2 protein-coding genes are annotated in these 1,071 nt (G+C 41.2%); both read left to right on the forward strand.

Features of this window, described 5'->3' with window-relative positions; translation table 11 throughout:
• The coding region (locus AC1DPQ_RS28600; RefSeq protein ID WP_477611691.1) for a superoxide dismutase family protein at window positions 1-503 on the forward strand (503 nt) is incomplete at its 5' end.
• Window positions 504-708: 205 nt separating this feature from the next.
• A partial coding sequence (locus tag AC1DPQ_RS28605) for an ExbD/TolR family protein (RefSeq protein WP_477611692.1) occupies window positions 709-1,071 on the forward strand: 363 nt, incomplete at its 3' end.

The following is a 1,071-nucleotide window of genomic DNA, read 5'->3' on the forward strand; positions in this document are numbered from 1 at the left end:
TTGCAGGTGTAGCACTTATCAGTGCTTGTGCTAAAACCGACAAAGAAATTGCCCAGGCCACTTTGACCGAAACAGCTGATAATACAAAAACCATTGGAACGGCAAAGTTTTACGAATTAAGCGATGGAAAAATTAAGATGGACATCGAGATGAATTTTGCTGCACGTGCAGACAGTAATGTTGCGGTCCACTTTCACGAACATGGCGATTGTGGCAATATGGGTGAAAATACACACGGCCACTGGAACCCAACTAAAGAAGCTCACGGCAAATGGGGATCTGCCAATTATCACAGCGGTGACATTGGCAACATCATGTTAGATAATAAAGGCCATGCCACGCTTTCGGTTACTACCGATAGATGGAGCATTAAGGATGGCGATATTAAAAATATTATCGGTCGCGGAATTATTGTGCATGGTGGTACCGACGATTATACTACACAACCAACTGGTAACTCAGGGCCAAGGGTGGGTTGCGGTGTAATTGAAGCAGTGAAGTAATATTATATTAATATGATCGTCATTGCGAGAAGGCTTTTTCAGCCGACGAAGCAATCTTAATACGGTAGCCATAAACCCACAGTTGTAAGATTGCTTCGTCGTTCCTCCTCGCAATGACGACTTTTTCTTAAGCGATTAAATTTTTAATCGCTTTTTTTATGCAATTTGATAGCGCTTGTCATCATCATTAAAAACCTAAATTATTATGGCAACATTAAACGAATCTCAAAGCGGCAAGGCTGCGAAAGGAAGAACCAAAAAACCAGTCCCAAGGGTAGATCTTACCGCAATGGTAGATCTGATGTTTTTATTGACTGCATTTTTTATGCTCACCACTTCATTGGGTAGCTTAAATGCGGCAGATATTGCTAAACCAGTTAAAGATGAGGGTGTAGATATTGTACCCTATCCCGAATCACGTACCATGACCATCCTGCTCGGCAAAAACAACAAGGCCGTTTGCTACATGGGAACAATAGAAAAGGCAGATATGCACATTATACCTGTGGCAAATATTCAAAAAGAAATTAGTAAAAATGAGAAACTGGTTGCAGAAACACATCAGCAC

Source organism: Pedobacter sp. 01T416_2 (assembly GCF_056398925.1).